The organism is Nocardia sp. NPDC004151, from assembly GCF_042874235.1.
Taxonomy (GTDB): domain Bacteria; phylum Actinomycetota; class Actinomycetes; order Mycobacteriales; family Mycobacteriaceae; genus Nocardia.
Genome location: NZ_JBIAMR010000008.1, coordinates 174440 through 200207, shown reverse-complemented (window position 1 = coordinate 200207; position 25768 = coordinate 174440). Strand labels below are relative to the sequence as shown.

General features: G+C 69.8%; 22 protein-coding genes. 11 read left to right on the top strand and 11 right to left on the bottom strand.

Features of this window, described 5'->3' with window-relative positions:
• Positions 1-88 precede the first annotated feature (88 nt).
• A complete protein-coding gene (locus tag ACFYTS_RS19970) occupies positions 89-1126 on the top strand; it encodes a beta-ketoacyl-ACP synthase III (RefSeq protein WP_387306197.1) in 1038 nt (345 codons plus the stop codon).
• A gap of 102 nt (positions 1127-1228) precedes the next feature.
• On the opposite strand, the gene speD is transcribed toward ACFYTS_RS19970, so the two are convergent.
• The 4 genes from speD to ACFYTS_RS19950 all read right to left on the bottom strand — a co-directional run bounded on the left by speD (position 1229) and on the right by ACFYTS_RS19950 (position 7289).
• On the bottom strand, positions 1229-2443 hold the full coding sequence (speD, locus tag ACFYTS_RS19965) for an adenosylmethionine decarboxylase (protein ID WP_357283199.1): 1215 nt from the start codon (positions 2441-2443) through the stop codon (positions 1229-1231).
• Between the two features lie 12 nt (positions 2444-2455).
• Positions 2456-3556 (bottom strand): type III PLP-dependent enzyme, encoded by a 1101-nt coding sequence (locus ACFYTS_RS19960; protein ID WP_357283200.1) that lies wholly within the window; start codon positions 3554-3556, stop codon positions 2456-2458.
• A gap of 222 nt (positions 3557-3778) precedes the next feature.
• A complete protein-coding gene (locus ACFYTS_RS19955) occupies positions 3779-6247 on the bottom strand; it encodes a DEAD/DEAH box helicase (protein WP_387306432.1) in 2469 nt (822 codons plus the stop codon).
• Between the two features lie 88 nt (positions 6248-6335).
• Positions 6336-7289 carry a PAC2 family protein gene (locus ACFYTS_RS19950; protein ID WP_357283001.1) on the bottom strand — a complete coding sequence of 318 codons (954 nt, stop codon included), beginning with the start codon at positions 7287-7289 and terminating at the stop codon, positions 6336-6338.
• A 232-nt stretch (positions 7290-7521) separates the two neighbouring features.
• Between ACFYTS_RS19950 and ACFYTS_RS19945 the strand changes: the two genes are divergently transcribed.
• Entirely contained in the window at positions 7522-8196 is a 675-nt protein-coding gene (locus ACFYTS_RS19945) for a sensor domain-containing protein (RefSeq protein ID WP_387306195.1), read from the top strand.
• A 67-nt stretch (positions 8197-8263) separates the two neighbouring features.
• On the opposite strand, the gene ACFYTS_RS19940 is transcribed toward ACFYTS_RS19945, so the two are convergent.
• Both ACFYTS_RS19940 and ACFYTS_RS19935 read right to left on the bottom strand, forming a co-directional pair.
• Positions 8264-8818: a hypothetical protein gene (locus tag ACFYTS_RS19940; protein WP_387306193.1), complete on the bottom strand. Its 555-nt coding sequence runs from the start codon at positions 8816-8818 to the stop codon at positions 8264-8266.
• 123 nt (positions 8819-8941) lie between these two features.
• Positions 8942-9889, bottom strand: coding sequence for a helix-turn-helix transcriptional regulator (locus ACFYTS_RS19935; RefSeq protein WP_387306192.1), 948 nt, complete (start codon positions 9887-9889; stop codon positions 8942-8944).
• A gap of 94 nt (positions 9890-9983) precedes the next feature.
• On the opposite strand from ACFYTS_RS19935, the gene ACFYTS_RS19930 reads away from it, so the two are divergent.
• Positions 9984-10391 carry a VOC family protein gene (locus tag ACFYTS_RS19930; protein WP_387306190.1) on the top strand — a complete coding sequence of 136 codons (408 nt, stop codon included), beginning with the start codon at positions 9984-9986 and terminating at the stop codon, positions 10389-10391.
• A 327-nt stretch (positions 10392-10718) separates the two neighbouring features.
• Entirely contained in the window at positions 10719-11954 is a 1236-nt protein-coding gene (locus ACFYTS_RS19925) for a DUF4192 domain-containing protein (protein WP_387306188.1), read from the top strand.
• A gap of 34 nt (positions 11955-11988) precedes the next feature.
• Here ACFYTS_RS19925 and galE read toward each other — a convergent pair whose 3' ends face one another.
• Both galE and ACFYTS_RS19915 read right to left on the bottom strand, forming a co-directional pair.
• Positions 11989-12969, bottom strand: coding sequence for a UDP-glucose 4-epimerase GalE (gene galE, locus ACFYTS_RS19920; RefSeq protein WP_357283007.1), 981 nt, complete (start codon positions 12967-12969; stop codon positions 11989-11991).
• A gap of 3 nt (positions 12970-12972) precedes the next feature.
• On the bottom strand, positions 12973-13659 hold the full coding sequence (locus ACFYTS_RS19915; protein ID WP_357093423.1) for an iron dependent repressor, metal binding and dimerization domain protein: 687 nt from the start codon (positions 13657-13659) through the stop codon (positions 12973-12975).
• 213 nt (positions 13660-13872) lie between these two features.
• Here ACFYTS_RS19915 and ACFYTS_RS19910 point away from each other — a divergent pair, with 213 nt between their 5' ends.
• The 6 genes from ACFYTS_RS19910 (at position 13873) to ACFYTS_RS19885 (ending at position 22150) form a co-directional block, all read left to right on the top strand.
• Entirely contained in the window at positions 13873-15129 is a 1257-nt protein-coding gene (locus tag ACFYTS_RS19910; RefSeq protein WP_357283008.1) for an acetoin utilization protein AcuC, read from the top strand.
• Positions 15130-15184: 55 nt separating this feature from the next.
• On the top strand, positions 15185-17878 hold the full coding sequence (locus tag ACFYTS_RS19905) for a GNAT family N-acetyltransferase (RefSeq protein ID WP_387306430.1): 2694 nt from the start codon (positions 15185-15187) through the stop codon (positions 17876-17878).
• 30 nt (positions 17879-17908) lie between these two features.
• Positions 17909-20671, top strand: coding sequence for a phosphoenolpyruvate carboxylase (ppc, locus tag ACFYTS_RS19900; protein WP_357283009.1), 2763 nt, complete (start codon positions 17909-17911; stop codon positions 20669-20671).
• Between the two features lie 125 nt (positions 20672-20796).
• A complete protein-coding gene (locus ACFYTS_RS19895) occupies positions 20797-21267 on the top strand; it encodes a hypothetical protein (protein WP_387306185.1) in 471 nt (156 codons plus the stop codon).
• Between the two features lie 74 nt (positions 21268-21341).
• On the top strand, positions 21342-21710 hold the full coding sequence (locus tag ACFYTS_RS19890) for a metalloregulator ArsR/SmtB family transcription factor (RefSeq protein ID WP_357283011.1): 369 nt from the start codon (positions 21342-21344) through the stop codon (positions 21708-21710).
• Positions 21707-22150, top strand: coding sequence for an SRPBCC domain-containing protein (locus tag ACFYTS_RS19885; RefSeq protein WP_387306182.1), 444 nt, complete (start codon positions 21707-21709; stop codon positions 22148-22150). The genes ACFYTS_RS19890 and ACFYTS_RS19885 overlap by 4 nt, the downstream gene beginning before the upstream one ends.
• Positions 22151-22157: 7 nt before the next feature.
• On the opposite strand, the gene ACFYTS_RS19880 is transcribed toward ACFYTS_RS19885, so the two are convergent.
• Positions 22158-23009 carry an NAD(P)H-binding protein gene (locus ACFYTS_RS19880; protein ID WP_387306180.1) on the bottom strand — a complete coding sequence of 284 codons (852 nt, stop codon included), beginning with the start codon at positions 23007-23009 and terminating at the stop codon, positions 22158-22160.
• Between the two features lie 86 nt (positions 23010-23095).
• Between ACFYTS_RS19880 and ACFYTS_RS19875 the strand changes: the two genes are divergently transcribed.
• A complete protein-coding gene (locus ACFYTS_RS19875) occupies positions 23096-23908 on the top strand; it encodes a helix-turn-helix domain-containing protein (protein ID WP_387306178.1) in 813 nt (270 codons plus the stop codon).
• 1 nt (position 23909) lies between these two features.
• On the opposite strand, the gene ACFYTS_RS19870 is transcribed toward ACFYTS_RS19875, so the two are convergent.
• Both ACFYTS_RS19870 and ACFYTS_RS19865 read right to left on the bottom strand, forming a co-directional pair.
• Positions 23910-24284, bottom strand: a complete 375-nt coding sequence (locus ACFYTS_RS19870; RefSeq protein WP_387306176.1) for a hypothetical protein — start codon at positions 24282-24284, stop codon at positions 23910-23912.
• A 223-nt stretch (positions 24285-24507) separates the two neighbouring features.
• On the bottom strand, positions 24508-25476 hold the full coding sequence (locus ACFYTS_RS19865) for a sigma-70 family RNA polymerase sigma factor (protein WP_357093448.1): 969 nt from the start codon (positions 25474-25476) through the stop codon (positions 24508-24510).
• Positions 25477-25768: the final 292 nt, after the last annotated feature.

Sequence of the window (25768 nt, the reverse complement as noted above, 5' to 3'; positions counted from 1 at the left end):
CTCCAGCCCTTGTGTGAACCGATCGGTCCATGTTAAACCTAACCCATGTGGACCGATCGGTTCATATGGGAAAAGAGGAAATCCGCGCATGTCAGCCCAGATCGCCACCGCCACCCCGGTAGCCCACGCCGCCCTGCTCGGCCTGGGCGTGTACCGGCCACGCCGGGTGGTCCCCAACGCCGAGATCGTCGACCGCATCAACTCCTCCGACGAATGGATCCGGACCCGCTCCGGCATCGAGGCCCGTCACTGGGCCGATGACGACGAGACCATCGTCGGCATGAGCACCGCCGCCGCCCGCGACGCGCTCGCCGCCGCCGGGGTCACCGCCGAGCAGATCGACGCGGTCATCCTGGCCACCTCCTCGCAGATGGTGTTGGGACCGTCCGCCGGAGCCGTGGTCGCGACCGAACTCGGCATGCACGACACCGCCGCCTTCGACGTCTCGGCCGGGTGTGCGGGCTTCTGCTACGCGCTCGCCAACGGGGCCAACCTGGTGCGCGCCGGTCAGGCCCGCCACGTGCTGGTGATCGGCGTGGAGCGGCTCTCGGACCTGCTCGACCAGGACGACCGCACCTGCGCGTTCATCTTCGCCGACGGTGCGGGCGCGGTCGTGGTGGGCGCCTCCGACGTCGAGGGCATCGGGCCGGTGGCCTGGGGCTCGGACGGCAGCCAGACCGCCGCGATCAAGCAGGACAAGGACTTCAAGACCTACTTCGCCGAGGTCGCCGCGGCGGAGGCGAGTGGCGGCACCAGCGAGCGGCCCTACATCCGGATGAACGGCGCGGCCGTATTCCGCTGGGCCGTAACGTTCTTGGAGAAGGCCTGCCGTGACGCGCTGGACCAGGCGGGCGTGAACGTGGAGGATCTGGACGCGTTCGTGCCGCACCAGGCCAACGGGCGCATCACCGACGCGCTGGTGCGGGCGCTGCACATGCCCGAAAACATCACTGTCGCACGGGATATCGCGGAGGCGGGCAATACCAGCGCCGCGTCGATCCCGATGGCGATGGAGCAGCTGCTGCGCTCGGGCGCCTCGAAGCCGGGCGACACCGCGCTGCTGCTGGGCTTCGGCGCGGGCCTGGCCTACGCCGGTCAGGTGGTCACCCTCCCCGCGATCGCGTGACGAACGGCCCGCGGGCAACGAAATCCGTTGTGTGAAACGACGAAAAACGAAGCGCCCCGCACAGCCAGGCTGTGCGGGGCGCTTCGCTACGGAGCCGATCGACTAGACGGTCACGCTCGCACGCAGCGCGTGCGGCTCGATCGCGCCGCGGACCAGGGCCCGCTCGTCGATGGTCTCGGCCTTGTAGGGCAGGGTCGACAGCGTCTCGGTCATCTTCGCGACCGGGTCCGCGATGGCGGCCGGGGTGCCGAAGATGAACGTCCACTCGTGCTCGTCGCTGACGTACGGAACGACGGTCTCGAACAGGTTGTGGAACCGGGTCCACGAACGCTTCAGGGTCTCGTTGCGCCACATGGTCTGACAGCCGGCCTGCGCGGCGAGCACGCCGCCCTCGGCCAGCAGCGCCTTACAGCGGTTGAGGAAGTCGTCCTCGTAGAGGCGGTTGTGCTGCGCGTCCTCGACCCGCTCGTCGGGCAGGTCGATGCAGATCATGTCGTAGCGCACACCGGCGGCCTCGGCCTTGGCCAGGAAGTCCCAGCCGTCGGCGTAGTGCATCTTGATCGGGCCGGTCTGCGCGACCGCCTCGGCCAGGTCGGCCTCGGAATAGCCGTAGGGGAGGTGCTCGGCGCACAGCTCCACCTCCAGCTGGTCGATGTCGACGTGGTCGACGAGCGAGGCGCCCGCGGCCACCGACATCTGCGAGGCGACACCCTCACCGGAACCGATGATCAGCACCTTGTCCAGCTTCGCGGCCAGCGCGTACCCCGGGACCAGCATGGCCTCGTGGTAGGTGAGCTGCGAGAACTCGGTGGACTGGCGGTCGTCGTCGGAGAACAGGGAGATGCCCTGCTCGGTCTTGGCGATGACCATGTGCTGGTACGGGGTGTTGGTGTCGACGATGGTTTCCGTCGTGTTCCACACCCGGGTCAGACCCTCGCCGACCGGCTCGTGGATCCGGCGGGCGGTGTGGCCGCGCTGGATGACCTCGATGTTGACCGACCCCGGGGACAGCTCCTGCTGCAACAGTTCGACGGCCTTGGTGGCGCCGGAACCGATGCTGCCGCAAGTGAATACGTCGACGAAGATGTCGCCGGACTCAGGGTAGGTGTGGATCGAGGCGTGCGACTCGGCGAGCAGGGCCAGGATGGTGACACCCTGCGGCTCGAACTTCTTGCGCACGACATCGCAGATGGTCACCCCCGCGGCGACCAACGATTTTCGAAGCGCGGTTTCGAGTCGTTCCAGGTCGTCGCAGAGGCCAGCGTCGACACCACCGAACTCGGCCAGCACGTGCCAGCCGGTGAATTCTGCCGTGATCATGGCTAAAACTCACTCTCGCTCAGCGCCAGTGACATGGACTGTCAGTGGCGGAAAACCGTTGAAGGACACCGACGAATAGCTCGCCGTATAAGCGCCGGTCTCGAGGATCCGAACGGGATCACCGGCTCGCAACGTGGTCGGAAGGAGGACACGCGTGCGTTGATAGAGTACATCGTCGCCATCACACGTAGGACCGGCGACTACCGCCTCGTCCTTCGGATCCGCGTCCCGATCGGTTTCGAATCGGTAGGCGATGTACTCGTTCTCGGTTTCGGCCATGCCGTTGTAGCGGCCGATATCGAGGTATATCCAGCGCCGCCCGTCCGGCGCTCGGCGAACATTCACCACTTCGGCGTGGATCACGCCGGTGTTGCCCACGAGGGCGCGACCGGGCTCCACCACCAGGGCGGTGTGTTCCGGGAGATAGCGGGCCGCCGCATCGGCGATCGCCGCACCCAGCTCCGAGACCCCCGGAGCCGGATCGGCGTACGAAATCGGAAGTCCCCCACCGATATTCACCGCCGTCACTGGAATGTCTTTGACCGCCAACGCTTCCGCGATGGCGCCGGCCTGCTCGATCCCGATGCCCCAGGCCTTCGGGTCCAGCTGCTGCGAGCCGACGTGAAAGTAGGGGCCGACCACCGTCAGGCCCAGATCGTGCGCCCGCACCAGCAGCCGCTTGGCCTCACCCGGCGCGCAGCCGAACTTGGTTCCGAACGGGGTCTGCGACTGCGGGGCCGAGGACAGGAACCGGCACTCGACCTCGGAGCCCGGCGCATGCTCGGCGATGCGCTCCAGATCGTCCTCGGTATCGAAGGCGTAGCGTCGCACGCCCGCCGCGTAGGCGGTGGCGATCTGGGAGGCCTTCTTGATCGGATTGCCGTAGCACATGACGGCCGGATCCACGCCCTGCGCGAGGCAGAGCTCGATCTCACCGACGCTGGCGACGTCGAACTCCGCGCCCTCGTCGTTCAGCAGCCGGATGATCTCCGGCACGGGACTCGCCTTGACGGCGAAGCGAATTCGTGCCGCAGGTAGGGCGGCGTGCAGTGCGCGATAGTTCGCGCGGACCTTGTCGAGGTCGATGACCAGACAGGGCGACTCGGGCATGTTTCGACCGGGCAATCTAAGGGAACTCTTTTCTGTCGGCCAGGGCGGCAGGGACTCAGGCAACCTGCGAGACAATACACGCGTTGAGCCTCGAAAAACGAACCGGTGGACGATCGATTACGTCACTCTAACGCCGGGATTCGTTCACCTGCCCCCGGCGGCTTCTTACGAGAGCGTGTCCTCCGGCGGCCGGGCCCCGCACTCGATCGGCGGCCGCCGGAGTCAGCCCGCGGTGATCGACAGATCGTCGAAGACCACTTCGCCCGCGGCGTCGGACTCGGACAGATCCACGATGGCGTCGATGGACCACCCGTGATCGCCATTGGGGTCGTCGAGCACCTGGCGGACATCCCAGAATCCCGGCCGCTGCTCGACCCGGAACAGCTGCGGCCCCCGCGCGTTCGGACCGGTCCCGATGGTTTCGTACTCGTCGAAATAGGGCGCGAGTTCGGCCGCCCAGTCCAGGTCGTCGCCCATGTCGTCGAGCGCGTCCCAGTGTCGCAGCGCTGCCAGATCCACCCGCCGGAACATGGCATTGCGCACCAGGACCCGGAACGCCCGCTCATTGGCGGTGATCGGCCGCACGGACTCCGCGCCGAAGGCCACCTGCTGCTCGTCGGACTCCGCGCCGGGATTGGTGAGCTGCTCCCATTCGTCGAGCAGGCTGGAGTCGACCTGCCGGATCAGCTCGCCCAGCCATTCGGTGATGTCGTCGAGTTCCTCGGTGCGGGCCTGCTCGGGCACGGTCCGCCGCAGCGCCCGGTAGGCGTCGGCCAGATACCGCAGCACCACGCCCTCGGAGCGGGCCAGCTCGTAGCCCGACACCAGTTCGGCGAAGGTCATGGACCGCTCGACCATCTCACGCACCACGGCCTTGGGGGAGGGCTCGAACTCCGACACCCAGGGATGCCCGGCCTTGTAGGTCTCGAACGCGGGCTCGATGAGTTCGGCGGCCAGGGGCTTGGGCCAGGTGACCTCTTCGAGGAGCTCCATGCGCTCCTCGTATTCGATCCCGTCGGCCTTCATCTCCGCGACCGCCGCGCCGCGGGCCTTGTGCTGCTGAGCCATCAGCAGCTGGCGCGGATCCTCGAGGGTGGACTCGATGAGCGAGATCACGTCGAGGGTGTAGGTCGGCGACTCCTTGTCCAGGAGCTCCAGTGCGGCCAGCGCGAACGGCGAGAGCGGCTGATCGAGCGCGAAGTCGCGCTGCAGATCCACCATCAGCCGGGCGTGGCGGCCGTCCGCGTCGGGTGCGTCGAGCTGTTGCACCACGCCCGCGTCGCGCAGCGCCCGGTACAGCCGGATCGCCTTGAGGATGTGCCTGCGCTGCGCCGCGCGCGGCTCATGGTTCCCCTCCAGCAGATGCCGCATGGCGTAGAAGCAGTTGCCCTTGCGCGCAATCACATTCAGCAGCATCGAGTTGGTCACGTTGAACCGCGACACCATGGGTTCGGGCGAGGCCGCCACCAGCCGGTCGAAGGTCTCCTCCGACCAGGACACGAAACCCTCGGGCGGCTTCTTCTTCTGGACCTTCTTGAGCTTCTTGGGGTCGTCGCCCGCCTTGGCGATCAGGCGCGCGTTCTCCACCTCGTGCTCGGGGGCCTGCACCACGACGGTGCCCATGGTGTCGTACCCCGCGCGCCCGGCGCGGCCCGCGATCTGGTGGAACTCGCGGGCATTGAGCCGCCGGGTGCGCACGCCGTCGTACTTGGTGAGCCCGGTCAGCATGACCGTGCGGATCGGGACATTGATGCCGACGCCGAGGGTGTCGGTGCCGCACACCACCTTCAGCAGCCCGTCCTGCGCCAGCTTCTCGACCAGGCGGCGGTACTTGGGCAGCATGCCCGCGTGGTGCACGCCCACACCGTGGCGGATGAACCGCGACAGCGTCTTGCCGAAGCCGGTGGCGAAACGGAATTCGCCGATGGCCGCGGCGATCGCCTCCTTCTCCGCCTTGGAGGACATGTTCACGCTCATCAGCGCCTGCGCCCGCTCCATGGCCGCGGCCTGGGTGAAGTGCACGACGTACACCGGCGCGAGACTGGTGGTCACCAGATCCTCGAGCGTCTCGGTGATGGGGGTTCGCACGTACGAGAAGCTCAGCGGCACCGGCCGTTCCGAACCGGAGACGATGGCGGTCTCGCGGCCGGTGCGCCGGGTCAGGTCCTCGGCGAAGAAGTCGACCTCGCCCAGGGTGGCCGACATGAGCAGGAACTGGGCCTTGGGCAGCTCGATCAGCGGCACCTGCCACGCCCAGCCGCGATCGGGATCGGCGTAGTAGTGGAACTCGTCCATGATGATCTGGCCGACATCGGCCGCCGCGCCCTCGCGCAGCGCCAGATTGGCCAGGATCTCCGCGGTCGCGCAGATGATGGGCGCGTCCGGGTTCACCGCCGCGTCGCCGGTCACCATGCCGACCCGGTCGGCGCCGAACACCTCGCACAGCGCGAAGAACTTCTCACTCACCAGCGCCTTGATCGGCGCGGTGTAGTAGCTGCGCTCGCCCTTGTTGAGCGCGGCGAAGTGCGCGCCGATCGCGACCAGCGACTTACCCGACCCGGTTGGGGTGTTGAGGATGACGTTGGACCCGGTCACCAGCTCCAGCAGCGCCTCTTCCTGGGCCGGGTAGAGGTTCAGGCCCTCCGAGCCCGCCCAGTCGGCGAAGGTCTCGTACAACCAGTCCGGGTCCACGTCGGAGACGGCACGGTCGGGAACCAATTCGGACAGCTGCACGCCGACAGACGTTACCGGTCGGCGCCGGGTAATCCCGCAACGACCACTACCGCAGCGGCGGGTTCTCCGGTCCGTCGCCGTCGGCGAACCCGGCCTGCTCGGCCAGGAAGCGCTCGAACTCCGCGCCCAGCTCGTCGCCGGTGGGCAGATCGTTCTCGCTGGCCAGCAGGCTGGACTGGCGTTCCTGGGCGGTGACGAAGCTGTCGTACTGGCGCTCGAGCGCGGCGACCACGGTCTCCACCTCGGAATTGCCCGCGATCTGCTCGTTGACCTGTTCGCGCACCCGCGCGGCGGCGTCGGTGAGCGCGGCCAGCGGCAGTTCCAGGCCCGCGTTCTCGGCCACGTTCTCCAGCAGCGTCTGCGCGGCCTCCGGGTAGGCGGTCTGGGTCAGGTAGTGCGGCACGTGCACCGAGAAGCCGACCGACTCGTGTCCGTGCTGGGCCATCCGGAACTCCAGCAGCGAGGACGCGCTGCCGGGCACCTGCAGCTCACCGGGCCAGCGCTGATGCTCGCCGACCAGGTCGGAGTCCGAGGCGTGCGCGGTGACGCCGAGCGGGCGGGTATGCGGGATGGCCATGGGGATCGCGCTCAGGCCGATGGTCCGGCGCACGCCCAGCTGTTCGGCCAGCAGGCGCACGGCGGTGACGAACCGCTCCCAGCGCAGATCCGGTTCCAGCCCGGCCAGCAGCAGGAACGGCGTGCCCGCGGTGTCCTTGAGGGCCCACAGGCTCAGTTCCGGCTCGGAGTAGTCGGAGAAGTGATCGGTCTTGAAGGTCATGAGCGGACGCCGCGACCGGTAGTCGAGCAGCTCGTCCATATCGAACGAGGCGACCAGTTCGTGCTCGAGGCTGTCCTTGAGATGCGAGGTGGCGAGGCGTACCGCGTGTCCGGCGTCGGTGAAACCCTCGAGGCCGTGCACCAGCACCGGGCCCGAGCCGTCGGCAGAGGACAGTTGCGGAGCCGGGAATTCCAGCTCGTACATTCGCGACTCGTAGTCCATCGCGTACTCCTTCCTGCGTGGCCCACTTTCGCGACCAACCCCATTGTCCCTCATGCCCATGACAGGCGCGCAGCACCCGCACTCGCTGTGCAACAAGCCGAACCCGAACCCGCATTCCCGCCGTCCCGGCGCGCGGCGTGGCATTCGGTGTGAACAGCCGATTTTCGGCATAGTGGGCGGAGTGACCGAGCCCTTCGCACCCTCCATAAGCAGCACCCTCAGGACCGCGCGGATGGTGGGGATCGTCACGCTGGGCACGGTGCTGGCGGCCTGCGGGACCACGGTCACCGGGCATCCGACCGCCGTGCGCAATCCGGCGCCGGTCGCCACCGTCGACCAGACGCTCACCGCGATGCTGCCCGATCCGTCGAAATTCCCGTCGCGCTACACCGCGGTCGTGCTGTCGCCGGAGACCGCGGCACAGGCCGCTGACGACCTCGAGGGGTATCTGCCGGGGGCGCAGGTGGATCCGAGTATCTGCGCGCCGATCGCGCCGAAGACCGGTCCGGCCGTGTCGGTCGGGACCGACGACCACGGCCAGGCGACGCTCACGGTGGTGCTGACCCGCCCGGGCAAGCCGCTGTCGACGCTGCGGGATCAGGTGCGGCAGTGCGGGACCGTGAAGGTCGGGCATGCCGGGGTGACATCGGTGGTGACCACGCAGCTCGATCCGCCGCCGCCGGTCATCGCCGACGACTCCCTCGCCCTGCGCCGGACGGTCGGACCGGAGAATCGGCCGGGCGGCCCGGAGAACCGCGACGGCCTCACCCGCAGCATGCAGACGCTGATCGGTCAGGTCGGCGAGGTGCGGGTCGCTGTGACGTACATGACTTCCGGGTCCACCTCCGATACCGAGGCGCTCGACACCCTGTTCACCGCGGCCGTCCGCAAGGTGCGCAAGGGCTGAGCATCCCCGGGGCCCGGGAAGCCGCGGGAAAGGGAGCCGACCCTGCCTGCTCGGCTCCCGGACCCCATCAGCAGGCGGGAAGCGGCTGGTTCGAACCCGAGTTGGAACCGCTGCCGCCCGAGCCGGTGCCCGAGCCGCTGTCGCCGGAGCCGGTGGCCGAGCCGCTGCCGCCGGAACCGGTGCCCGCCGAACCACCCGACGAGCCCGGGATCAGCGAGGAGATCGGCGGGCAGGTTCCGCCCTTGCCGACGATGTAGACGGTCTGCGAGGTGCTCAGCCCCTGGCGGATACCCACGGTGTAGGTGCCGTCATTGGTCGGGTGCCAGGCCAGGTTCGCGGCCGCGCCGGCGCCGTAGGAGACGGGGGTGAGGGTGCCGATGACCGCGCCGTTGACCAGGAAGTCGACCGGGGTCAGCTGGTCGGCGCCGGTCAGCGAGGCCTGGATGACGCAACCGTCGGCGACACTGCACGGCTTGTCACTGGTGAGGCCCGCGACATTGACGTCCGCGATGGCGGCGCCCGCCGGTGCGGCGAGCATCGAACCGGCCACCACGGCGAGCGCGACGGCCGCCGTCGCACCGGCGGCGGGCCGTCGCAGATCTGGGTAGAGCTGTTTACTCACGGAGAATCCTTTCGGCGCGTTGAAGGGGTCGCGCCGGGCGGACTGTAACAGTGGCGGACTGTGAAAGTTCACGAAATCGCCACTGCTGCAACATCATTCGATTTTCGCATAACAGGGAAGCGGTTACTCGCCGGTACGGTAGCGGGTGACGAGCTCCGCTCCCAGGCGCGCCAGTTCCACACGCACCGATTCCGGCTCCACCACCTCCACGGCCGCGCCCCAGCCGGCCAGCTGCTGGGCGATCATGAGCGCCGTCGGCGCGGTGACCGTGGCCCGGACCCGCCCGTCGCCGGTGGGGCCGCCCAGAACGCAGTGCCGCCCTTGCTGTTTGCGCAGCACCGGGGCCAGCTCGGCGGTGATCAGCACCGTCGCCGCGAGTGAGGAACGCTGCCGTTCGACCTCCTCGACCACCTCCGACCAGGCTGTCGACAGGTTGAAATCCTCCGGCCGGGAGGCGATCTCGCCGGTCGGCTCGGCACTCGCGATCCGGTCCACGCGGAAGGTTCGCTGCCCGTGCTCGGTTCCGGCGACCAGGTACCAGATGCCGTCCTTGTCGACCAGGCCCCACGGATCGACCAGCCGTTCGGTCCGCTGTCCGGCGCGGTCGTAGCGCAGCCGGATCCGGCTGCGGCGCACCACCGCCCGCTGTAGCTCGTCCACCAGCGCCGGTGGCCGGTCGTCGGGTTCGCCCCAGCCGGCCGGGTCCACCACGATCGCGCCCGCCGCCGCCTCCGCGGTGTCGCGGAAGGTGGGCGGCAAGGCGCGCAACAGCTTCCGCAGCGCGGACTTGGTGGCCGGGCTCGCCGTGGCGACCGGGCCCAGCAGTAGGAACAACGCCTGGGCCTCGGGGCCGGTGAGGCCGCTCAGGTCCGTGCGCGCGCCGCCGACCAGCGCCCAGCCGCCACCGCGTCCGGGCTGCGGGTAGACCGGGATGCCGGCCGTCGACAGGGCTTCCAGGTCCCGGCGCGCGGTCGCCACCGACACCTCGAGCTCGGCCGCCACCTCGGCCGCGGTCACCCGGCCCCGGGTCTGCAGGAACAGCAGGGTCGCCACCAATCGATCCGCGCGCATGGCTGGAATTCTGCCCGGAAAAGTGCTCATTCGGTGAGCACTTTGTGCGCGACGATGGTGTGGTAACCAGCTGAACCGACCGAGGAGAACCGCCATGCTGCGTGGAATGGCCACCGTCAACTACTTCGCCGACGATCTCGAGGCGGCCAAGGACTGGTACAGCGAACTGCTCGGCGTGCAGCCGTATTTCGCCGTGCCGGGCGGGTACTACGAGTTCCGCGTCGGTGACTACCAGGCCGAATTGGGCATCATCGCGGGCAGGTTCGCGCCCTCGAACCCGGATGTCCCGGGTGGTCAGATCGTGAACTGGCACGTCGATGATGTCGCGGCCACCTTCCGGCGGCTGCTCGACATGGGGGCGACCGTGCACGAGCCGATCATCGAGCGCGGCGAGGGCACCGGCTTCGTGACGGCCTCGGTGGTGGACCCGTTCGGCAATGTCCTGGGGATCATGTCCAATCCGCACTACCTGGCGATCCTGGCCGAGTCCCGGCCCGCCTAGGCGTCTTTCGGTGCACACGGTCTCCTTCCGGCGCTGCCGCGGGGCAGTGCCAGGCGGACACTAGCAGCGGGAACGTGGCCGGGCGGGCAAAATGAAATGATTGCATTTCAGGTTTGCGTCCCGAGGGCTCGGTGCGGGCGTCCGGGCACGGCGGCCGCGCGGGCGGGCGGACGATAACAACGGGCACCGACACAGTCCGCGCTGCGGCTCCCGGGCCACGCCGAGTACTCCACGACGCGCGATCGGGGCGATGAATCATCCACAGCCCCAGCGAAAGCCGAGGTCGCCGATCGGGGGCGGGTGGTGGCCGGGCGCACGCTCGACGGCATGAACGCACCCATCGAGCCCACGCCGCCCGTCGAGCCCGCCCTGCCCGTCGAACCGGCTCCGCCCGCCGAGTCCGCGCCGCGCCCGGCATCCGGGCCGTCCGATCGCCCGGACACCGCGACCGACCCGCCGTTCGAGGATCCGGGGGAGTGCGGGCCGCGGCTGCGCGAGCCCGGTGACCTGATCGCGGCCGTCCCCGCGATGCTCGGCTTCATGCCCGCGCGGTCCTTGGTGGTAACCGTGCTGCGGGCGGACCCGGAATCGCCGGAGGCCGCGGCGGTCGAGGTGGTGACCCGCATGGATCTCGACGATCGGGGCCGATCCGCGATCGGACTGCTGGTCGAGCGGGTCGCGGGAATCTGTGTGCGGCACCGGGCCGTCGCGGCGCTGGCCCTCGTGATCGACGACCGCGCGACCGAACCCACCGGGCGGGACGCGGGGGTGCGGGCGCGCACACACGGTGATCTCGTCGCCGCCCTGGAACATCGGCTCGACGCGGACGCGGTGCCGCTGGCCGGAGCGTGGGCGGTGCAGGCCATCGGGCCGGAACTGCCCTGGTGGACGCTGTCGGGACCGTGGTCGCGCGGGCTCCAGCACGATCCGGCGACCTCGATGGTGACCCTGCGCCACGTCCTCGACGGCCGCCCGGTGCGCCGGTCCCGCCGGGAGTTGACCGACCTGCTCGCGGTCGACCCCGGGGCGCGGGACGCGACAGCCGCCGCCCTCGAGATCGCGGCCGCCGCCGCGGCCCGGCGGCTGGCCGGGCTGGTGCAGCACGGTGATCCGCGGGTGCGACTGCGGCTCGAATTGTGCCGGGTGCTGGGCTATCTCGAACGGGTCGAGGCCGGGGTCCGGCTCACGCCGGTCGAGCTGGCGGATCTGGCCGTGGCACTCCGGGATCCGGCGCTGCGCGACATCATGTTCGGGTTGGCCCCGGGCTCGCACGCCGACGGCGCGGAAGCGTTGTGGACCCAGCTGGCCCGGGCGCTGCCCGATCCGGATCGCGCCGAAGCGGCAGCGCTGCTGGGCTATTGCGCGTACACGCGGGGTGACGGCCCCTTGGCCGGTGTGGCGCTGGATGCCGCGCTGACCGCGGATCCGCAGCACCGCATGGCGAGCCTGCTGGAACTGGGCTTGCAGACCGGCATGCCGCCCGAGCGTTTGCGGCGGCTCGCGGACTCCGGCCGCGAGACCGCCGCCGATCTGGGCGTGCGCCTCGGGCCGGAGCCGCGGTGATCACACCGCGGACCCCGGACCGGTTCGGAAGGGCTCAGCGGGCGCTGTGCGCGCGGTCGCCGAGGGAGCGCAGGAATTCCCAGGCGTCGGAGACGATCTCGTCGAGATCGGTGTGCTCGGGCGTCCAGCCGAGTTCGGCGATGGCCTTGGCGCTGGAGGCGATCAGCACGGCCGGGTCACCCGCGCGGCGCGGGGCGTCGACCACGTTGATCGGCAGCCCGGTCACCCGCGCGCAGGCCGAGATGACCTCGCGCACCGAGAAACCGGTGCCGCTGCCCAGATTGAAGATGCGATGCGCACCCGGCTGCGACTGCTCGAGCGCCTTCAGATGCGCCTGCGCCAGATCGCGGATGTGGATGTAGTCGCGCACCGCGGTGCCGTCCGGCGTCGGGTAGTCGGTGCCGAACACCGAGATCGACTCACGATGACCCAGCGCGGTCTGCAATACGAGGGGGATGAGATGGGTTTCCACCACACGGTTCTCGCCGAGCCCGGCGTACGCGCCGGCCACGTTGAAGTAGCGCAGGCTGGTCGCGGCCAGGCCGTGCGCGGCCGCGTACGAGGTGATCGCGTAGTCGATGGACAGCTTCGACGCGCCGTAGGGATTCGTCGGCGCCTTGGGGGCGTCCTCGACGATCGGCACCTGCTCCGGTTCGCCGTACACCGCTGCGGTGGAGGAGAACACCAGCTTCGGCGTGCCCGCCGCCCGCATGGCCTCGAGCAGGGCCAGGGTCTTGACCACATTGCCGTGCCAGTACTTCTCCGGCGCCACCACCGATTCGCCGACCAGCGACTGGGCCGCGAAATGCAGCACCCCGTCGAAGGATTCGGCGGCGATCAGTTCGGTGCCGACGGTGGCGATATCGCCCTCGACGAACTTCGCCCCGGCCGGGACGCCGTCGGCGTTGCCGGTGGACAGATCATCGACGACCACGACCTCGTGGCCGTCCTCGAGCAGAACCTGCGCGCACACGCCACCCACGTAGCCGGCGCCGCCAGTAACCAGAAGCTTCACGGATCAGACCAACTTCACCTGGACGGCGTGCGCCATCTCGTCGGACAGTTCGAATCCCTCGTGCCCGGGCACCGAGATGACCACCGCGCCCGGCTTGTTCTCCACGGTGACGCGGGCGTCCGGCACCACACCGGCCTGGCGGAGCTGGTTGATGGTCTCCGGGTCGGTCTGGATGTGCTCCGACAGCCGGCGCACCACCACGGCCTGGGCCTGCCCGGCGGGCAGGTCGCTGAGCCGGACCAGCTTCTCCTCGGACCCGGCGGCGGGGTCGATGCCCAGTTCGTCCAGGCCCGGGATCGGATTGCCGTAGGGGGAGGTGGTGGGGTGGTTGAGCACCTCGACCAGGCGGCGCTCGACCTCCTCGCTCATCACGTGCTCCCAGCGGCAGGCCTCGGCGTGCACGTTCTCCCACTCGAGACCGATGATGTCGACCAGCAGCCGCTCGGCCAGCCGGTGCTTGCGCATCACGGCGACCGCCATGGCGCGGCCCTTCTCGGTCAGTTCGAGGTGGCGATCACCGGCGACATTCAGCAGACCGTCGCGCTCCATCCGCGCGACCGTCTGGCTCACCGTCGGGCCGCTCTGCTCGAGGCGTTCGGCGATGCGCGCACGCAGCGGCGTGACGCCCTCCTCCTCGAGGTCGTAGATGGTACGGAGGTACATCTCCGTGGTGTCGACCAGATCCTTCACCTGTTAAACCCCTTCGTCGGCACGAATTCTACCCATGCACGGCGGCTGCACCGGGCGACAGCTTATTTCGCGAACGCACGGTCAACAGCCAGGACGGGCAGCGTGTTCCCAGCAGGTTTGCTCGGTGGCAGCCTGCCATCCCGGTACGACAGCCCGGCGGGCACCGCGGTGTGCCAAGCCTACGAACCGGCGCGACGCATTAGCGTGGCAGGTATGCCTGGCCGAGCTGGTGGTGAACCGAACCTCGCAGTGGATGGAACGGTCGTATGGACCGATCGATTCCTCGACTACACCTGGACCCCCGAGCACCCCATGCGCCCGGTGCGCCTGCAGTTCACCATGGCGCTGGCCGAGGGACTCGGCCTGCTCGACGGCGTGGAGCAACTCACACCGGACGCCGCGGGTGAATCGGAGCTGCTGCGCGTGCACACCCACGACTACATCGAGGCCGTCAAGCACGCGCGGCAACCGCTGGGCTCGGTGCCCACCGCCCCGCCCTACGGACTCGGCTCGGCCGACAACCCGATCTTCCCGCACATGCACGAGGCGGCGTCGGTGATCGTGGGCGGCACACTGGCCGCCGCGCAGGCGATCGCGGCCGGGCACACCCGCCGGGCGGTGAGCATCGGTGGTGGTATGCATCACGCCATGCCGGCCTCGGCAGCGGGGTTCTGTGTGTACAACGATGTAGCGGTGGCGATTTCGTGGTTGCTCGACAACGGTTTCGACCGCATCGCCTATCTCGATGTGGACGTGCACCACGGTGACGGGGTGCAGCGGGTGTTCTACGGGGACCCGCGGGTGCTGACGGTGTCCATCCACCAGCACCCGGCGACCCTGTGGCCCAATACCGGCTGGCCGGAGGAGACCGGCATGGGCGCGGCCGAGGGCACCGCCATCAATCTGCCGATCATGCCCGGCACCCGGGATTCGCTGTGGCTGCGCGGATTCCACGCGGTGGTGCCCGGCGCGCTGGCGGCGTTCCGGCCGCAGATCGTGATCAGCCAGTGCGGTGTCGACACTCACCGTGAGGATCCCCTGGCCGATCTGGAACTCAGCATCGACGGTCAGCGCGCCGCCTTCCTGGCCATGCGCGAACTCGCCGACCGGTACGCCGAGGGCCGCTGGCTGGCGGTGGGCGGCGGCGGGTACGGCCTGATCCGGGTGGTGCCGCGGGCCTGGACCCATCTGCTGGCCACCGCCTTGGATCGCACCATCGACCCCACCACCGCGACGCCGCCCGAATGGCGTGAGCTGGTCGGCCGATACGCGCCCACGGTGGCGGTGCCCGAGACCATGGGCGACGGGGCCGACACCGCGTTCGCGCGCTGGGACGGCCCCGGCGGCGGCCGCGACACCGGCGACGAGCGCGTGGACCGCGCCCGCCGGGCCCTGGACACATCCGTATTGGCAACGCGCCGGGCGAGTTTCGGCCTGCTCGGCCTGGATCCGGAGGATCCCCGTGACTGACCCCTCCCACTCCGCCGACCCGGCCGCCGTGTCCGGCAACGGCAGCGTGCCCGCGGTGTCGGCTCCGCCGCTGCCGCCGGACACCCCCGGCACTCCGGTGAATCCGCCTCCGCCGCCGGAGCATTGGTTCGCCGACGTGCTGGCCTCCGACGGCGGTGTGGTCGGGCTGCGGCCCATCACCCCCGACGACGCCGAGGCGCTGGAGCGCTTCCACACCGCGCTCTCCGACCGCACCCGCTACCTGCGCTACTTCGGGCCGTACCCGCGGATGACGCCCAAGGACCTGTACCGGACCACGCACGTGGACTACCGCGACCGGGTCGGGCTGGTGACCGAACTCGGCGACGAGATCATCGCGGTGGGCCGCTACGAGTACCTGGCCGACCGCTCGGGACCACGCGCGGCCGAAGTGGCGTTCGTGGTCGCCGACGAGCATCAGGGCCGCGGGCTGGGCTCGATCCTGCTCGAACACCTGGCGGGCGCGGCCGCGGAGAACGACATCGAGACCTTCGTGGCCGAGGTGCTCGCCGAGAACAACGCCATGGTGCAGGTGTTCCGCGACGCCGGTTATCAGGTACAGCGCAGCCGCGACGGGTCGGTGCTGCACCTGGAATTCGCCATCGACCCCACCGAAGCGCTGCTGTCGGTGCGGGATTCACGCGAGCGGGCCTCGGAGGCGCGCAGCGTCGGGAACCTGTTGTCGCCCAAGTCCATCGCGGTGATCGGAGCCACCCCGTCGACCAGCCGGGTGGGTGGCGCGGTGCTGGCCAACCTGCTCTCGGGGGCCTACCAGGGGCCGGTGTTCCCGGTGAACCGGAACCGCACCGCGGTGCGCGGCGTCCGCGCGTATCCGACCGTGCGCGACATCCCCGACGAGGTCGATCTGGCCGTGATCGCGGTGCCCGCCACCGAGATCGGGTCGGTGCTCGACGACTGCATGGCCAAGGGCGTCAAGGGCCTGGTGGTGCTGACCGCGGGATTCTCCGAGACCGGTCCGCACGGCTATCAGGCCGAACGTGATCTGGTCGACGCCGCGCGGGCGCACGGCATGCGGGTGGTGGGCCCGAGCGCGCTCGGCATCGCCAACACCGATCCGGCGATCGCGTTGAACGCCACCCTCGCTCCGGTGCTGCCCGGGCGCGGGCGGATCGGATTCTTCTGCCAGTCGGGCCCACTCGGCGCGGCCATCCTGGGCGAGGCCGCGGCGCGGCAGCTGGGGCTGTCGACCTTCGTCTCCGCCGGTAACCGCGCCGACGTCTCCGGCAATGACCTGCTGCAGTACTGGGACAGCGACCCGGACACCGATGTGGTGCTGCTGTACCTGGAGACCTTCGGCAATCCGCGCAAGTTCTCCCGCATCGCGCGCCGGGTGGCGCACACCAAACCCATTGTGGCCGTGAACAGCGGCCGCAACGCGGCGCGGGTGGACGGGGATCAGGATCTGGATCGCTCGCTGGTGCGTAACCTGTTCGCGCAGGCCGGGATCATCCAGGTCGATTCCATCACCGAGCTGTTCGACTGCGCCATGCTGCTGGCCTATCAGCCGCTGCCCGACGGTCCTCGGCTGGCGGTGATCGGCAACAGCGCAGCGTTGAGCTGGCTGGCCGTCGACGCGGCGCGCGGTGAGGGCCTGACCGTGGACGAGCCCACCGACCTCGGGCCGCAGGCCGGTCCGGCGGACTACCTGACCGCGGTGGCCGCCGCGACCAGCGATCCCGCGGTGGACGCGGTCATCGTCATCTACTCGCCGCCGGTGCCGGCCGCCGTGGCCTCCTTCGCCGAGGCGATTCGCGCGGGCGCGCAATCGGATCCGGCGACCCCGGTGCTCACCACCTTCGTCGCCGATCAGGGGATGCCGAACCTGCTCGCCACCCGCGGCCTGGGCGGCATCCTCGAACGCGGCTCCATTCCCTCCTACGGCGATCCGGAGCGGGCCGCCCGCGCGCTGGGGCGGGCACGGCGTTATGCCGAGTGGCGCACCCGGCCGCTGTCGCCGATCGCCCGGCCCGGCGGCGCCGACACCGCGCGGGCGCGGGAACTGGTGGCGCGGTGGATGTCCGACGACGCCACCGCGTGGCTCACCGACCTGCAGGCCGCGGAACTGCTGGGCTGCTACGGGATCGACGTGGTCGAGTTCCGGGAGGTCCGTGACGCCGACGCCGCGGTGGCGGCCGCCGACGAACTGGGATTCCCGGTGGCGGCGAAGGCCACGGGCGAGATCTGGCGCAACCGGCCCGATCTCACCGGTGTGCGCCTGGACCTGTGGCGGCCCGACGCCGTGCGGCGGGCCTTCACCGATCTGGCCGAGATCTCCGGTAACCCGGTGCACATTCAGCGCATGGCCACCAAGGGCGTGGGCTGCACCTTCCGGGTGCAGGACGACCCGTCGTTCGGTTCGGTCATCAGTTTCGGCCTGTCGGGCACCATCATCGACCTGCTCGGCGACCGGGTGTACCGGGCGTTGCCGCTGACCGAGGCGGAGTCGGCCGAGCTCATCGACGCGCCCCGGGCAGCCCCGCTGTTGTCGGGCAGCGTCGGCGGGCGCGATCTCGGCAAGCCGGTCGACAAGGGCGCGCTGGCCGAACTGGCGCAACGGATCTCGGCGCTCTGCGACGACTTGCCGGAGGTGCGAGAGTTGCAGTGCGAACCGGTGCTGGCCTCGCCGGAGGGCGCGGCGGTGCTGTACGCGCGGGTGCGAATCGGGCCGGAACCCAACCGGTTCGATATCGGGCCGCGCCGGATGGGTTGAGCAGTAGCCGAACTCGGAGAGGTGAACGTAGTGCAGGCGAATCAGATCGAGACTGCGACCGCGCCGCTGCGCGACGACATCCGGTTTCTCGGGGGCGTTCTCGGGGACACCATTCGCGACCATGAGGGCCCGGAGATCTTCGACCTGATCGAACGGGTCCGGGTGGAGGCGTTCCGGATCCGCCGCTCGGAGGTGGAGCGCAGCGCGGTCGCGGACATGCTGCGCGATGTCGACATCCGCACCGCCATCCCGGTGATCCGCGCGTTCAGTCACTTCCTGCTGCTGGCCAATCTGGCCGAGGACCTGCAGCGCGATCGCCGGCGCGCGGTGCACGTCGCGGCCGGGGAGCCGCCGCAGGACTCCAGCCTGGCCGCCACCTATCAGAAGCTCGACGCCTCCGGGCCCGATGGGGCGGTGGTCGCCGACCTGCTGTCGGACGCGCTGGTGTCACCGGTCATCACCGCGCATCCGACCGAGACACGGCGGCGCACCATTTTCGACGTGCAGGGCAAGATCACCGACCTGATGCGGCAGCGGCAGCGCTACAACAGGTACGAGCCCGAGTTCGCCGAGCTCGAGGTCGACATCCGCCGCCAGGTGCTGCAACTGTGGCGGGCGGCGCTGATCCGATTGGCGCGCTTGCGGATCCAGGATGAGATCGATGTGGGGTTGCGGTACTACGATCTGACGCTGTTCGACGTCATCCCGCGCATCAACGACCAGGTGCGGGCCGCGCTGCGGTCGCGCTGGCCGGGGCACGACCTGCTGGCCCGGCCGATCCTGCGGCCCGGCTCGTGGATCGGCGGCGACCGCGACGGCAACCCCAATGTGACCGCCGAGGTGGTGCACCGCGCCACCCACCGCGCGGGCACGGTCGCGTTCGAGCGGTACCTGAGCGCGCTGGTCGAGCTGGAGAAGACGCTGTCGCAGTCGGCGCGGCTGGTGCCGGTGACGCCGGAACTGGCGGCGCTGGCCGACGCCGGATTCGACGAGTCGCCGCAGCGGGCCGACGAGCCGTACCGGCGGGCCGTGCGCGCGATCCGGGCCCGGCTGAGCGCGACCGCGATCCGGGCGCTGGGCGAGCTCCCCGCGGACGGCATCGATGCCGGGGCGCTGCCCTACGCCGGGCCGGGGGAGTTGCTGGCCGATCTGGACGTCGTCGACGCGTCCATGCGGGCGTCCGGGGACGGCCTGCTGGCCGATGATCAGCTGGCCTCGGTGCGATCGGCCGTGGAGACCTTCGGATTTCACCTCCAGGGCCTGGACATGCGCCAGAACTCCGAGACCCACGAGCAGGTGGTGGCGGAGCTGTTCGCCTGGGCCGGAGTGCATCCCGACTACGCCTCGCTCGACGAGGACCAGCGGGTAGCGCTGCTGTCGGCCGAATTGACCACGCGCCGACCGCTGGTCGGGCCCGCCGCGCGGCTGAGCGACCTGGCCGCCAAGGAACTCGCGGTGGTGCGTGCCGCCAGGAGCGCGCTCGACGATCTGGGCCCGGACACCGTGCCCAACTACATCATCAGCATGTGCACCTCGGTCAGCGACATGCTCGAGGCCGCGCTGCTGCTGAAGGAGGCGGGCATTCTCGATCCGGGCGACGCGGACACCGCGCCCTCCAGCCCGGTCGGCGTGGTGCCGCTGTTCGAGACGATCGATGACCTGCGCCACGGCGCCGACATCCTGTCGGCCGCGCTGGAAGTGCCCGCCTATCACCGCCTGGTGGTCGCGCGCGGCATGCAGCAGGAGGTCATGCTCGGCTACTCCGACTCCAACAAGGACGGCGGGTACCTGGCCGCCAACTGGGCGCTGTACCGCGCCGAGCAGAACCTGGTGGACGTGGCCCGCAAGACCGGAATCCGGTTGCGGCTCTTCCACGGTCGCGGCGGCACCGTCGGCCGCGGCGGCGGCCGCAGCTACGACGCCATCCTGGCCCAGCCGGCCGGGGCGGTGCGCGGCGCGTTGCGGCTGACCGAGCAGGGCGAGGTCATCTCCACCAAGTACGCCGATTCCGGCACCGCGTACCGCAATCTGGAGGCGCTGGTCGCGGGCACCCTGGAATCCACTCTGCTGGATGTGGAGGGGCTGGGCGCCGAGGCCGAACCCGCCTACGAAATCCTCGACGAGCTGGCCGAATCCGCGCGCATCGCGTACTCGAAACTGGTGCACGAGACCCCGGGCTTCGTCGAGTACTTCCGGGCCTCCACCCCGGTGGCCGAGGTCGCGGACCTGAATCTGGGCAGCCGGCCCGCCTCGCGTAAACCCACCGACTCCGTCTACGACCTGCGCGCCATCCCGTGGGTCATGGCCTGGAGTCAGTCGCGGGTCATGCTGCCCGGCTGGTACGGCACCGGGACCGCGTTCGAGCAGTGGATCGGTGACGACCCCGAGCGCCTGGCCACCCTGTCGGACCTGTACCGCCGCTGGCCGTTCTTCAATACGGTCATGTCCAACCTGGCCCAGGTGATGGCCAAGGCGGACATGGACATCGCCGCCCGCTACGCGGACCTGGTGCCCGATGAAGCCTTGCGCGACACCGTCTTCCGCATGATCTGCGACGAGTTCACCCGCACCGCGCGTATGCACGCCGCCATTACCGGCGCCGGCGAACTGCTCGCCGACAACCCGGCCCTGGCCGAGTCCATCCACAATCGCTTCCCGTACCTGGAACCGCTCAACCAACTCCAGGTCGAGCTACTCCGCCGCCGCCGTGCGGGGGACACCTCCGAACTCGTGGAGCGCGGCATCCTGCTCACCATGAACGGCCTCGCCACGGCCCTGCGCAACTCCGGCTAATCGGTCGACCGGCGCTGCCCCGGAAACCTGGGGCAGCCCGGTTGAGTGGAATGTCTGAATTCCGCACTCTGCGAACGCTACTGTTCGTGAACCTCGCGTATGGGGTTCACGAACAGGAGTAGCGCATGAGCGCAGGCTATCCGATCGCCCGCGGAATCGGCAGGAGTGCAGTGGTTTTGATGGCGACCGGCGCCTTGGCAGGGCTGGGTACGTCGACCGCGTCGGCGTCGGAAGTCGCCGTGACCCTCAACGTCCCGGCCGGTGGTTATGTGGTGGGTACCGAGGTGTGGATCGACCTGAAGGTCTCGCCCACGCTCTTTCATCTCCCGTGGGAGCGGGTGACCTTGCGGGACAATGGAACCTGCTTCTTCTCGGGCTTCCAAGGCTTCATGACCGGCTTCTACACCACCTGGATCCCGACCACCGCGGGCTCCCACACGATCACCGTGACCCAGGGGCCGCAGTCCGCGTCGCAGACCGTCGCGGTGGCCGCCGCACCGCCCGGCACGCCCACCCCGAACCCGGGGACCTACGGCTGCGACGGCGCCGGAAGCGTCGGTACCGGGAGCTTCGGCACCGGGAGCTTCGGGTTGTGATCGTGGCTTTCTCTGGGACTGAGGGCTGATGGTGGGGTTTGACGCGTAGGTAATATCCTACCTATCGTGATCGGGTGCCCTACCGCCTGAAATCCGGAGACGCCGATCGTGTGTTCGGCGCGCTGGCCAATCCGACCCGGCGCGACATCCTCGAGCTGCTGCTCGAGGGTGAGCAGTCGGTGCAGGTGATCGCCGAGCGTTTCGATATGGCCCGGCCCAGCGTGTCGGAGCACCTGAAGGTGCTGCGGGACGCGGGCCTGGTGGCCGAGGACAAGCGTGGGCGGCAACGGTTCTACCGCGTGGAACCGGACCCCTTGCACGACGTGCAGTCCTGGCTCGATCCGTTCGAACGGTTCTGGCGGGCCCGGCTGCGTGACCTGGGCGCGGTGCTCGACGCGATGCCCGACGATCCCCACGATCCCGACGATAAGGACCGACGATGACCGACGACACCACCAGAATCGAACTCGACCAGTTCTATCCGCACCCGCCCGCCAAGGTGTGGCGGGCGCTCACCACCCCGGAACTCATGGGGCAGTGGATGATGCGGCCGGTCGGGTTCGAGCCGGTGGTGGGCACGGTCTTCGAGATGACCACCCAGCCCATGCCCGGCCAGAACTTCTCCGGCGAGATCCGCGGCCGGGTGCTCGAGGTCGTCGAGCCGGAACTGCTCACCCTCGCCTGGAACGACGCCAGGGCCGAGCAGGAGACGGGCTGGGTGATCAGCTGGACGCTGCGTCCCGAGGGGCATGGCACCCGAGTCCTGTTCAGCCACAGTGGCTTCGACCCCGAGGATCCGGTCATGCAGCGCGCCCGCAGCATCATGGGCGGCGGCTGGCGGGGCATGCACGACCGGCTCGGCTCGGTCCTGGCGGCCGCCTGACCCCGGTTCAGGCCCCGAATTCGGTGCGGTGGTCGCGCACCCAGTCGGCGTAGGTGCGGGGCGCGCGGCCCAGGACCTGCTCGACATCGCCGGTGACGATCGCGTTCCCGCCGTCGCGGACGAAGGCCTGACCGGCCAGGGCGCCGTCCGCGTATTCCTCGGACATGCCCGATTCGAGCATGAACTCGCGGGCCACATCCAGGGGGATGTCGGTGACCTCGACAGCACGGTCGAGCGCCGCCGCCAGCACGGCGGCCTGATCATGGGTGGTCAGCGCCGCGGGACCGGTGAGGGTGTAGATCCGTCCCGCATGGTCATCGGAGAGCAGGGCTTCGGCCGCCACCGCCGCGACATCGCGCGGATCGACCACGCCCTGCGCGCCGACGGCGGTCATGTTCGGGACCGGCTGACCGGCCTGGATCGGCGTGACCCAGCTGCGCGTGTTGGAGGCGAAGCTGCTGGGCCGCAGGATGGTCCAGTCCACCCCGCTCTCGCGCACCGCCTGCTCGCCGGGCATATGCCAGGTGCCGACGCGCCCCAGCTCCGGATCCCCGGTGCCGATGGCGGACAGCTTCACCAGGCGGCGCACCCCGGCCGCGCGCGCCGCCGCGACCAGCGCCCGATCCAGTTCCACGTAGTCGGGGCCCAGCAGCCCGACCAGGAACGCCGCCTCCGCGCCGGAGAAGGCGGCGGCCATGGAGTCGGTGTCGGCGTAGTCGCCGCGCACCACCTCGACTCCCGCCGGAACCCGCGCCTGCTCCGGATTCCGGCTCACCGCACGGACTTTCACGTCCCGCCCGGCCAACAACCGGACGACTTCACTGCCGATGGTGCCCGTGGCACCGGTGATAACGATCATGTCCATCACCCTGCCGCCGGGCCCGGCTCGCGAGATAGGAAAAACCGGCACAGCCGGATCGGCCGATGCTGCCTAGAGTGGATTCGGTGACCACCGCGCAAACCCTGGCCTCCGTCGTGTCCGCCGAGGACCTCGAGCACCGCACGACGCCGCCCGCCGGTCTGCGCCCCTGGATCGCCGAGATCGCCTACATCCCGACCACCCATCCCGGACCGGTCGCCTTCAGCCACCTGCCCCTGGCCGCCACCTCGATCGTGTTGCGCCGCGAGGCATCCGGCCGCCGCGACGCCTGGGTGCTGGGCCCGCGCACCCGCGCCACCTACGCCCACCCGGAGCGGCCCGCGGGCTGCACCCGCATCCGGCTGGCCCCCGGCGCCGCCCAGCCGCTGCTCGGCGTCCCGGCGGCCGAGCTGACCGATCGGGTCACCCTGCTGTCGGCGCTGCCCGGCCCGGCGGCCGAGCTGGCCGACGTGCTGCTCGAGCTCGATCCGGACGAGGTGACGGCCTTCCTGGAAGCCGAACTCCCGCACCGGGTCACCGAGGATCCGGTGCGCCGCGACCACCGCCGACTCCTGAATTCGGCGGTGACCGCGATGGACACCACCGCACCGGTCGGCGAGCTCGCGACCGGTCTGGCGGTCTCGGAACGCCAGCTCCGCAACCTGTTCACCGCCGGAATCGGCGTGTCTCCCAAGCACTACGCGCGCATCACGCGGCTGCGGAAGGTGCTGGCGGCGGGCGGCAATACCCCGTGGTCGGATCTGGCCCACTCCTCGGGCTATTACGACCAGTCCCACCTGAGCGCCGATTTCCGCTCGCTCATGGGTGTCGCGCCGACCGCCTACTTCCGCGGCGACGTCCCGGCCCCGACGCCGTGCCAGGCGCTGACCCGGCGCTAGTTCAGGGCAGGGTAATCAACGGCTGGGTTTCGCTTGCGGGCCACAGTGTTTCGATGACCGCGGTGAGCCGGATGCGGGAGTTGCCGAGGCTGCCGGTGAAGACGCGGCGGCCCGCGGCGGCGTCGCGCAGCTCGGTGGCGTCGGTGAGGGCGAGCGCACGCGCCCAGGTGACCAGCTGGATATTCGATTCGGCGGCCGGCAGATCCGGATGAACGATGCCGCAGAACTCGGCCTCCGCGCCGGTGGGGTCCAGCCGGGCGCGGCAGTCCCACATCCAGCTCACCGGCGGGAGCGGCTTACCGGCGATCTGGCTCGCATAGCTGTTCACCTGCTTCGACAGGGCGTCGATGGCAATCATCGTCAGCGAATCGGTCACGGGCGACAGATTCCCATCCCCGAGAGCCGGTGCCCCGTAATCCCACTCGTGCCGCGTGTCGACGGCGTCCGGACACGGAAACGCCGGCCGACTCGGCTCGCCCGGAGGGGGACGTACGGGGGAGCGAGTCGGCCGGCGAAATCGGGCCGGCGCCTCGAGACGGCCCGATGACCGGTGTGGAGCCGGGCAGGGGGACCGGCTCCACGGGGTCGGAACCGCGGGACTAGCTGGCGTAGGCGCGCAGGCGGTCGGCGCGCTCGCCCTTGCGGAGCTTGGACATGACCTCGCGCTCGATCTGGCGGACCCGCTCGCGGGAGAGCCCGAAGAGCTTGCCGATCTGGTCGAGGGTGCGCGGCTGGCCGTCGTCGAGGCCGTAGCGCAACCGGATGACCTGCTGTTCGCGCTCGTCCAGGGTGGCGAGCACGACGCGCACGTCGCGGTGCAGCAGCCCGGCGATGACCGCGCTCTCGGCGGAGGTGGCCTCGGAGTCCTCGATGAAGTCGCCCAGCGGAGCCTCTTCGTCATTGCCGACCGGCATGTCCAGCGATACCGGGTCGCGGCTGTGGTCGAGCAGATCGGCGATCTTGTCGACCGGAATGCCGGATTCGCGCGAGAGTTCCGCGTCGGTCGCCTCGCGGCCCAGCTGCTGGTGCAGCTCACGCTTGATGCGCGCCAGCTTGTTCACCTGTTCGACCAGGTGGACGGGGAGACGGATGGTCCGGGACTGATCCGCCATGCCGCGGGTGATGGCCTGCCGGATCCACCAGGTCGCGTAGGTCGAGAACTTGAAGCCCTTGGTGTAGTCGAACTTCTCCATCGCGCGGATCAGACCCAGGTTGCCTTCCTGGATGAGGTCCAGCAGCGGCATGCCACGACCGGTGTAGCGCTTGGCCAGCGAGACCACGAGGCGGAGGTTGGCTTCCAGCAGGTGCTGGCGGGCGGCCTGACCTTCGCGAACCAGGATCGCCAGATCCTTCTTCTTCGCGGCGGACAGGCGCTTGCTCGTCTCCAGCAGGTGCTGAGCGTAGAGGCCCGCCTCGATGCGCTTGGCCAGCTCGACCTCGTCGGCCGCCGTGAGCAGCGCCGTCTTGCCGATCCCGTTCAGGTACACGCGTACCAGGTCGGCGGCGGGGCTTGCGGCATCGAGGTCTTGTTCGCTGGTGCGCACGTCAGTGGTGGCGGGGCTTGTCATGACTTGCCTCCTGTCGGTGGTGTCTCGCTCCGTACAACGGGCCCGACTTCAGGAAAGTTCCCCGCCGGAGCCCCGGTAAACCGCATCTGAGCTGCGGTTTTTACGGCGCACGGCTGAGAAGTTCCTGAGAAGCGCGCGGTGCCGGGAACACGCGCCTCCGGCTACGGGGCCGCTCGGTGTCCGGGTGGTTGCCATCGCCGAACTCGAACTTCCTGACGCGACAAGCGAATACGTGTGAACGGGCCTTGCCCGGGGTGTCGTCAAGCGAGTACGCGATAAAACGAAACGCGGT

Excerpts from the sequence above, each read along its gene's own strand:
- ACFYTS_RS19970 (WP_387306197.1), top strand. The coding sequence starts at position 89 with ATGTCAGCCCAGATCGCCACCGCCACCCCGGTAGCCCACGCCGCCCTG.
- ACFYTS_RS19960 (WP_357283200.1), bottom strand. The coding sequence starts at position 3,556 with ATGCCCGAGTCGCCCTGTCTGGTCATCGACCTCGACAAGGTCCGCGCG.
- ACFYTS_RS19950 (WP_357283001.1), bottom strand. The coding sequence starts at position 7,289 with ATGGACTACGAGTCGCGAATGTACGAGCTGGAATTCCCGGCTCCGCAA.
- ACFYTS_RS19945 (WP_387306195.1), top strand. The coding sequence starts at position 7,522 with ATGGTGGGGATCGTCACGCTGGGCACGGTGCTGGCGGCCTGCGGGACC.
- ACFYTS_RS19935 (WP_387306192.1), bottom strand. The coding sequence starts at position 9,889 with ATGCGCGCGGATCGATTGGTGGCGACCCTGCTGTTCCTGCAGACCCGG.
- ACFYTS_RS19930 (WP_387306190.1), top strand. The coding sequence starts at position 9,984 with ATGCTGCGTGGAATGGCCACCGTCAACTACTTCGCCGACGATCTCGAG.
- ACFYTS_RS19925 (WP_387306188.1), top strand. The coding sequence starts at position 10,719 with ATGAACGCACCCATCGAGCCCACGCCGCCCGTCGAGCCCGCCCTGCCC.
- ACFYTS_RS19910 (WP_357283008.1), top strand. The coding sequence starts at position 13,873 with ATGCCTGGCCGAGCTGGTGGTGAACCGAACCTCGCAGTGGATGGAACG.
- ACFYTS_RS19895 (WP_387306185.1), top strand. The coding sequence starts at position 20,797 with ATGAGCGCAGGCTATCCGATCGCCCGCGGAATCGGCAGGAGTGCAGTG.
- ACFYTS_RS19885 (WP_387306182.1), top strand. The coding sequence starts at position 21,707 with ATGACCGACGACACCACCAGAATCGAACTCGACCAGTTCTATCCGCAC.
- ACFYTS_RS19880 (WP_387306180.1), bottom strand. The coding sequence starts at position 23,009 with ATGATCGTTATCACCGGTGCCACGGGCACCATCGGCAGTGAAGTCGTC.
- ACFYTS_RS19865 (WP_357093448.1), bottom strand. The coding sequence starts at position 25,476 with ATGACAAGCCCCGCCACCACTGACGTGCGCACCAGCGAACAAGACCTC.